The sequence below is a fragment of the Streptomyces sp. NPDC006476 genome, assembly GCF_040612015.1.
Classification (GTDB): domain Bacteria; phylum Actinomycetota; class Actinomycetes; order Streptomycetales; family Streptomycetaceae; genus Streptomyces; species Streptomyces griseorubiginosus_B.
In genome coordinates this window covers 1-1,663 of record NZ_JBEXPK010000284.1, presented here as the reverse complement: position 1 = coordinate 1,663, position 1,663 = coordinate 1, and the positions used below count along the sequence as shown (strand labels likewise).

Here is a 1,663-nt window from a genome sequence, read left to right as displayed (position 1 = left end):
GCCGACTGTTCGCGATCATGCATCGCGTGCTCTCGTGATGTGCTCTTGGAGCTGTTTCCGTACCTGTCCCCGCTGCTGATCGAGGAGGTCGAACGACGGCCGGACAACGTGGTGCTGAGGACGCGCGTGCGGGCGACGACTGGGGCCTGCCGATGCGGCCAGAGGTCGGCTCGGGTGCACGGTCGGTACGTACGGAGGTTGCGCGATGTCGCCGTTGGCGGGCTCGGCGTGGTGATCGAGTTGTGCGTGCGCCGATTCCGCTGCGAGAACCCTGACTGCACAGCGGTGACGTTCGCCGAACAGATCGCGGGGCTGACCACCCCGCACAGTCGCTACAGCCCGCTGCTGCGTGGGATGTTAACGCGGGTCGGGCTGGCGCTGGCCGGCAGGGCAGGAGTCCGACTCGCGGCCGCGGCCGGTATCACCGTGGGCAAGGACACGCTGCTGCGGCTGGTCAGAGCCCTGCCAGACCCGGAGATCGGCGAGGTGGAGGTACTCGGTGTCGACGACTTCGCCTTCCGCAAAGGCCGCCACTACGGCACCGTGCTCATCGACATGGCCACCCACCGTCCACTGCATCTCTACGACGGACGTGAGGGAGAGGACCTGGCTGCCTGGCTCCGCGGTCACCCTGAGGTGAAGGTCATCTGCCGTGACCGTTCCGGCGGATACGCGGAAGGTGCACGGGTCGGGGCACCGCAGGCCGAGCAAGTCGCTGATCGCTATCACCTGTGGGCCAACCTCGGCCAGGCGGTCGAGAAGTCGGTGAACGCCCATCGTTCCCGCCTGACCGAACCACTTCCCGGAAAGGACGGTAACTCCGATGCCCTGGAGGCGGAACCCGAGGAGGTCCAGCCAACGACGGAGCTGAAGATCGTGACTCGATTGCGTGAGCAGCATGCCGCCGCCCACGAACTGTGGGAGAAGGGCATGTCCAAGGCGGCGATCGGCCGGAAACTCGGGCTACACCAGGCCACCGTCCGCAAGCTGGTCAACGCCCGCTCGGCGGACGATGTCGTCGCCAAGAGCCTGCAGCGGGCGCATATCGTCGATCCGTACGTCGGCCACCTGCACCGGCGCTGGAACGAAGGTATCAGAAACGCCGCCCAGCTCTACCGCGAGATCCAACAACTGAGCTATCCAGGTGGCGAGTTGGCCGTCCAGCGTCATCTGCGGCGCTACCGGACCGGGCGCGGACACGCACCCGTCCCCGGCCCCAAGCCTCCATCGGTCCGCGAAGTCACCTCCTGGATCATGACCCACCCCGAGCACCTCCGGGACGAGGACGCCGACAAGCTCCACCGCCTACGCAAACGGGATCCGGAACTCGACCGGCTCACCCTCCATGTCAGGAAGTTCGCCGCAATGCTGACCGGACGCCACGGCGACCGCCTCGAAGACTGGATCACCAACGCCGAGCAAGACACGCTGACCCCGCTCGCGGGCTTCGCCCGCAACCTCCGCCGCGACTTCGACGCCGTCCGCAACGGACTGTCCCTTCCCCACAGTTCCGGCGCCGTCGAAGGCAACATCAACCGGCTGAAGATGCTGAAACGCCAGATGTTCGGCAGGGCCAGCCTCGATCTCCTACGCAAACGCGTCCTACTCGCACGGTGAGTCTGAACTATCCGGATCACAAGATCGTCGACAGAACCCGAATCTT

Annotated in this window: 1 protein-coding gene; it reads left to right on the top strand. The window is 66.1% G+C overall.

Features of this window, described 5'->3' with window-relative positions; translation table 11 throughout:
• The first annotated feature begins 39 nt into the window (after nucleotides 1-39).
• Complete coding sequence (locus tag ABZZ74_RS54045) at nucleotides 40-1,617, top strand: ISL3 family transposase (protein ID WP_356951429.1); 1,578 nt, start codon at nucleotides 40-42, stop codon at nucleotides 1,615-1,617.
• Nucleotides 1,618-1,663 lie beyond the last annotated feature (46 nt).